Genomic DNA, 6,236 nt, shown 5'->3' with positions numbered 1-6,236 from the left:
CCGGTCCGTCAGGGGTACCGTCGCCACGGTGCGAAAACTGATCCCGCTTAGGGAAATATACTTTTCATGGAAAAGTTGCACCAGATAGCGAAACCATAGTGGTGATTCCAGGACTGGTCGGATAATCCGACCCTCCGGCCAGAAGAACGTCACAAAACCCGGCACCGTCAAACCATCGACGATCGTACTGCAGGGGACCACATGGCCCTCCTGATATCCAAAATCAGAGGCGTGATCCAGGACGGTCAACGCTCTCGGGCGGCGACCCCGGCGGGGCCTATCGAAGCCGGTAAATTCCGGGCAATCCATCCAGCTGAATGGGAGCGGGCTCCGCACGGCGCGCGCCACGACTGGGTCGCTGATAATAAAATCTTCATTCTTGTAGGTCTCGATAAAGCTGGGCGGTGACGAACTGTCGAACAAGATAGCACCCGGCTGGCCTTGCAGCGGCGGCCGAAGCGCCGCATAGCTTACCGCGGCGAAGCCCGCATCCTTTGCGTGCTGATCCAATTCTTTGAACAGATCTACACAGTTCGTAGCTGACAGTATGTCGGCGATTTCAGAAAAGAAGTCCCGATAACGACCAGCCAATTCCCAACTCCGCACATGATCCAACTGCAAGGCTGCCAAATTGATGGCTTTTTATTAAAATTGCACGGCCGGTCGTGCCCCCACCCGACATGACCCCATCTGTATAACCCGGTACTTCCCCCAATTGAAAGCGGTCCGATCACGTGGGATCTCTGCGAGCGGCGCACACATGAATATCAGCAGCGGGGCGCCACAGCACCGGAACGCTGAGAATTGGCGGAGGAGTGGTGAAATGGCAGGACGGGAAAATTTAGCCTTCGGCGGTAACGCCGTTTTATCGACCGTAGAAAATTAATAATCATCAAATCAGAGGGAAATGAAAGATGATTGTAACTGGCGTAATCACACTTATTGGTGATGGTATCTGGAATGACGGTGTCACCAAAACATCAATAATGGAAATTGGAGGAAAAAAATTTCGTGACTTAGCATATAGTTCTGGGATGTCAACCTATTTAAAAAGGGCATACTCTAATGGATCGGAAGTTACGCTAGTTATTGTACGTAGAGTTATTGCTTATCTTTACTCTGATGGAGATGAGTGTGATGATACGGGGAATCCTATAGCTGGATTAATTTTGATACTACTGGGAATTCCTTTATTACCGCTACTTTTATATGGCCTTGGCCCTATTATGCAAGGTGTTTTTGTGATCAGATCTCGATCTGAGCGTAATAAAGTAAATGAAATGATTTCAAAAAGTAGTAAATAGAAATTCTTTTACACATCTAAATAGACTTCTTTGTCTAAATATCTCGACAGTATTTGAGCTCGTCGCGGACCGTTTCGGATTTTTTGTTGGCACTATCTTGTTCCGGTGAGTCACGGCACGTTGGATGCGGGTATCCGTGTGTTAACGTTCACGGCGATGGTGCAAATTCAATGATTGGACTTTGGTGGGGCTTGCCCCGCCAAAGTCCCTCGGCGGCGCTTCAAGAAGTGGTCCTTGGTCGGCTCGGCAAGAGGACAGTTGCGACACATCATCTGGTATGAGTGTGAAGCCTCATAGGATCGGACGGATTTGTGTTTGGTCACTGAATATTAATTCCATTCATTGGCACTTTCTACATTGGCCTACCAGAGTTGCTACAGCGGCGCTTAATACAGAATAGAAAAATCTTCAAATGAAATCCACATAGCATCTACTAATCTTTTTTACCTACTCATTTGCATCCTATTAAGAAAGGAGTTAATAATATGGCCGATGGATAATTATATCGAAATAATGGTATCGATTATAAGAAAATATTAGTAAGCTCTTGGAGAGCAATCATGAGATTTTCTAATTTTTTATTGGCATTTGTATGCGGTATTATTCCTTCAGGCTGCGTCAGTATGCAAGTGGTGGGTAATAATCCCGTATCACAGATCGTTGATAATCTTCTGAGTGTTTACGAACCTGTCGCCAGAGTTGAAACACATCTGGGGGACGGCAGAGGGTTGATTCGGCGTGTTTATGGGTTGGGCTCCAAAAAAGGATTCGATCTCGCTCCAGCGACGGGTTGGCGCGGCAGTACGATCCCCGACCTAACTGAGATCACTGATGTTCAGCATTCACGTGTGGGGAAGACCACGGCGATTTTGATAACAGGCGTATCGCCGAACTGTGCTGTTGATAATATCCTGTTATTCATCGAAGACTTGAGTGCCAGTACCTTCAAAGTAGGCGATTGCACGCGTCCGGTCGAAATTGAATACAGGAAAAATCACAAAGACTTCTTTTTGAACGAAACCGGCACTGACGACCCCAGACTTTGGACCTTCTCGGCAGCCCAGGGCCTGCTGGGCGGCAAACGCTACAGCGAGTTGCAGGCTATGCAGGAGGCCGAACGCGCCCAGGCCCGTGAACGCGCACGTCAGAAAGTGGAACAGGCCAACCAGTCCGCCGGCAAACGCGCGCCGACCGTATCTGGAGCAGCCTCTGGCGCCACGCGCCCGGCCCAGCCAAAGCCCATATTCACCGACATGCAGATTCCCTCCACGATCAAGACACCTGACGCAAAGCCCGTGGGTGTCGACAATCTCTCCACCGAACCGTCGCAGCGGAACCAACGGCCATGAACACGCATGCCATTGCCTCTGCCACTGGGCGGATGCGATCCCTGCTTGTGTCACCCCTGCTCTGGTTGACGCTGGCGTATCTATTGTTCGAGCTGTCCTTCTCCGCCCGCCTGCTGGATGCTGCGGGCGGCACAGCGACCATCCAGGAGATCCACTCCCTGGAGAATTTTGGGCGGGTCCTTTCGGGTGTCGCGCTGGGGCTGGTTGGCGCTGGCTTGCTGCTGCGGCGGCGGCCGCTGACGGGCGGTGGCCGCGTATTCATCGCGGCCACCCTGATCCTCATGATTGCCGGGCTGCTGCTGGATCTGAACAGCGATCCTTTACATCCGGGGTTGAGCGTGGTCGGCGTCATCGCCGGGTTGTCCCTGCTGCTTCTTTTACGCCATGTGGGGGATTGGGGCGTCCTGCGCAGCCTTCTGGCCACCAGCCTGTTCGTACTGACCAGTATCGCAACGATGTTCGTCGCCCAGACCCGTCTGGTGAACAACATGGTCGCCCGCCTTGACGATACGGACCGACGCAATGCCGTCATCCTCGCCGACGCGGCGGCGCGGTTGTCCGACTGCCGTCTGCGCGTCGATGATATCTTCCTCTGCGATGGTGAACAGTCACCGTCGGGTAAGGCCTTTACGGCGGTGTTCCCGATGTTGGCGCTGGGCCTGCCCGATCTGGAAAGCAAAGGTCTCGCGGTGATCCGCCGTCAGGCGGCCAACCGTTTCACCGTGGAGTGTGACGCAGGGACCGAAGGCTGCATCGGCACGCTTAATCACTTTTCCAATAATGTCTGGCTGCCCATCATGAAGGAGGTCAGAGACAGTTGGGAACAGTACAAGAACGGCATCAAGAAACACCATAACACGGTGGAGGGTGTCGCCACCGAACAGGAGCGCGCATGGAGCAACTATGTCAGCGACCTGAAAAAGCGTAATTGGACACCGGAAACGGTGCCGGAGCGCTGGCATGACGATGTTCGCAAGAAACTCGGTCAGAAGGGTTTGATCCTTCATGACACATGGCAGTTGGACGATCGCGACTCCTTCTATCGTGCTGTCGAACTGAAGGTCTTGCGAGAGGCGGATAGTCGCCTGAGCAAGGAACTGAAGCGCTTCGACATGGATGCGACTATCGACAGTTTCCAGAAATTCTTCGCGCAAAGACATGTCCAGCAGAAGATCCGCGCGACGCTTGGATTCAATGGAGAAAGCCGAACCTTCCCGCCCACGATCGACGCGGCACAGATCGAGACGGCGGTTTACCGTCCGTTGGTGATGCAGGCTGTGAATCGCTACCTGGAACAGATCGGTGCCCCTGTCAGCACCTTTGGACCCGGCGGGACAAATGAACAATTGGGCAGTGATGCTGCCCAACGCCTGATCGTGCCGCCAATCGCTCTGTTCTTCTCCCTGGTCGGCGGTGCTGGCCATCTTCTGAAACTGTTGATCTTGCTGACCGGCATCCTGACGATCAACTGGCCGTTTCGTGCCACCATCAGCATCGGCGTTGTCGCCTATCTTATTTATATGCCTATGACCGCGCCGAATACCGTCACGCAAAGTCAGGCCTATGCCAACCTGGACCGCTATGTCGCCGCCCATGTGGGGGCACGGCTTGGCCAATTTGCCGGCGGCCTGACGGCGGGCCTGCTGGAATGGACCATCCGGGCCCAGCAATATGCCTATCCAATCAACGAGAAAATCCGAACCTCCATCATGGGTAGTGTTGAGTTCGGCTATACCGACCGCCGGAGAGTGTCATGAGACGTAAATGGTGTGTACTCGTCGCCACCTTGCTGGCCAGCACGGTCAGTCCCGCCGCCGATCTGCCGATGGGAAGTGTGGCTTGTGGTGGCCTCTCGGTACAGGCGCACCGCGGGGGGGATGACCATGCGGAGAACAGTCTTGCCGCCATCCGGCAAGCCGCCGCCCAAGGCGTTGGGGCGGCTGAAATTGATATCCAGCAATTGAGCGACGGCGAATGGGTCCTCCATCATGATGCCGTTACTGGTCGCGTAGTGAAGACGCGGGGCCGTGTGCCGGTAGGAAACCTGACCGCGCAGGATTGGCGCGCCGCGACGATCGTCGGCGCCGACGGCAAGGTAGAGGGTTCACCCTCCTTTCTCGCCGATGCCCTGTTCACCGCAAGGGTTGAGCGAATCGCCCTGAATATAGAGATTAAGCAGCCTGTGGGCGGGTGTGCCAGCCTGACGCCCGCTTTGTCCATGGCCGCATCATCCGGCGCCACGGTCATCTGGTCGACGGTGTTCAACAGTGTGGCCCAGTGCCTGGCCGAGGCCGGTGCGGACTATGTCGGCATCGTCGTCGGTCCACCATCGGGAAAGGTGGTTCCTTCCGGTGGAACAGCTTCCCGGCTTCTGTCCGGTCTGCCCGCCAACATGCGGGCCAAGGTCGAGGATCGGCTGCAAAGCGGCTACGATGACCAGGCAAACCGGGCTCTGCTGACGGAAGCGGGAATATCCGGCGCCGCCCGCCGCCTTGTTGGAGCAGGTAGTCTGGGTCTGCATGTGGCCGCCGCCGACTTCATGAGCAATCCGCAGCTGCTCCGCCACGCGTCCAACCATGGCTTCTCCGTCGGTGTCTATACGGAGGAGGACCCGATATCGTTCGCGCGCTGGCTGTCTCGTCAGCCCCGTGCCGCCTGGCCCGCCAGCGTCATTATCGACGGGTCGCCACAATTATTCTGCTCGATCGTTCAGTCACATCTAAAATAACTATCCAATTTTTCGCAAAAATCAGCTTATTGGTCCTTTGTCGCATCGGGTGGCGACACCTCTGAACTGTTTGATTTTGTTGAAGAACCTTTCGACAAGTTTCCGCTGCCGATAGACCCAGGACGAGAAGACGAAGCTGCCCTTGCGGTTGGCCTTGGGTGGAATGTTGGCCCAGCCCTTCCGCTCGGCAGCTTTGGCGCGGATGGCGTTGCTGTCATAGCCCTTGTCGGCCAGTAGAATGGCACCCTCGCCATGGTCCTCTGTCAGTGCGTCAGCCTCGGTGCGGTCGGCAACCTGCCCGGCACTCAGGCGGAGATGGACAGGGCGACCTTCGCATCGACGAGCGCGTGGATTTTGCTGGTGAGGCCCCCACGTGAACGTCCCATGCCGCCATCGTCTCCAGCCCCTTTTGCCCGTGGCCGCGTGCTGGTGCACACGAAAACAGGTGCTGTCGATCATCACGATGTTGCTGTCGTAAGCGGCGGATATCGCCCCCAGAAGCCGAAAGCTAAAACCCCGTATTTCCCTCAATTGAATGCGGTCGGCGATCAAGGCATCAATTCTAAAATAATCCAGAAGAGAGGATACGATGGTAAGAAGTAGAATTCTCCGAGATACCAATGCCGGTCCCGGCATTGTTTCTATAACCGTAGTACCGAAGACATTTATGCTGCAACAACATTGGCGATCCAGCACACCACCGAAGGTCGGCGGCATTGTCGATGTGGAGTTGAACGAACTGGGCGAGATCGTAGGCGTTACAGCTGTGGACGATGCCGCCCTGGCCAAGGAACAGGCACAAAAGGCTCTGGACACAGCAAGCGTGGAGGGGCGCAAATATGCCGGCATGCTGAT

General features: G+C 55.1%; 7 protein-coding genes. 5 read left to right on the top strand and 2 right to left on the bottom strand.

Annotated features, from left to right (window positions below):
- On the bottom strand, positions 1-591 hold a 591-nt coding region (locus Q0072_RS21195; RefSeq protein WP_298333886.1), incomplete at its 3' end, for an autoinducer binding domain-containing protein.
- A gap of 323 nt (positions 592-914) precedes the next feature.
- Between Q0072_RS21195 and Q0072_RS21190 the strand changes: the two genes are divergently transcribed.
- From Q0072_RS21190 to Q0072_RS21175, 4 genes are all read left to right on the top strand, one after another.
- A complete protein-coding gene (locus Q0072_RS21190; RefSeq protein WP_298333885.1) occupies positions 915-1,304 on the top strand; it encodes a hypothetical protein in 390 nt (129 codons plus the stop codon).
- Positions 1,305-1,864: 560 nt separating this feature from the next.
- Entirely contained in the window at positions 1,865-2,653 is a 789-nt protein-coding gene (locus Q0072_RS21185) for a hypothetical protein (protein ID WP_298333883.1), read from the top strand.
- A complete protein-coding gene (locus Q0072_RS21180; RefSeq protein WP_298333881.1) occupies positions 2,650-4,410 on the top strand; it encodes a hypothetical protein in 1,761 nt (586 codons plus the stop codon). Before Q0072_RS21185 ends, Q0072_RS21180 begins: the two co-directional genes overlap by 4 nt.
- Entirely contained in the window at positions 4,407-5,381 is a 975-nt protein-coding gene (locus tag Q0072_RS21175) for a glycerophosphodiester phosphodiesterase family protein (protein WP_298333879.1), read from the top strand. Before Q0072_RS21180 ends, Q0072_RS21175 begins: the two co-directional genes overlap by 4 nt.
- A 21-nt stretch (positions 5,382-5,402) precedes the next feature.
- On the opposite strand, the gene Q0072_RS21170 is transcribed toward Q0072_RS21175, so the two are convergent.
- Positions 5,403-5,933, bottom strand: coding sequence for a transposase (locus tag Q0072_RS21170; protein ID WP_298333877.1), 531 nt, complete (start codon positions 5,931-5,933; stop codon positions 5,403-5,405).
- Between the two features lie 115 nt (positions 5,934-6,048).
- Between Q0072_RS21170 and Q0072_RS21165 the strand changes: the two genes are divergently transcribed.
- Positions 6,049-6,236 (top strand): hypothetical protein (locus Q0072_RS21165; protein WP_298333875.1); only part of this gene is annotated, 188 nt, incomplete at its 3' end.

It is taken from the genome of Asticcacaulis sp. (assembly GCF_027484505.1).
In the GTDB taxonomy this organism is placed as follows: Bacteria; Pseudomonadota; Alphaproteobacteria; order Caulobacterales; family Caulobacteraceae; genus Asticcacaulis.
Note: the sequence above shows the minus strand (reverse complement) of the source record. Positions and strands in the feature narration are given on the sequence as shown.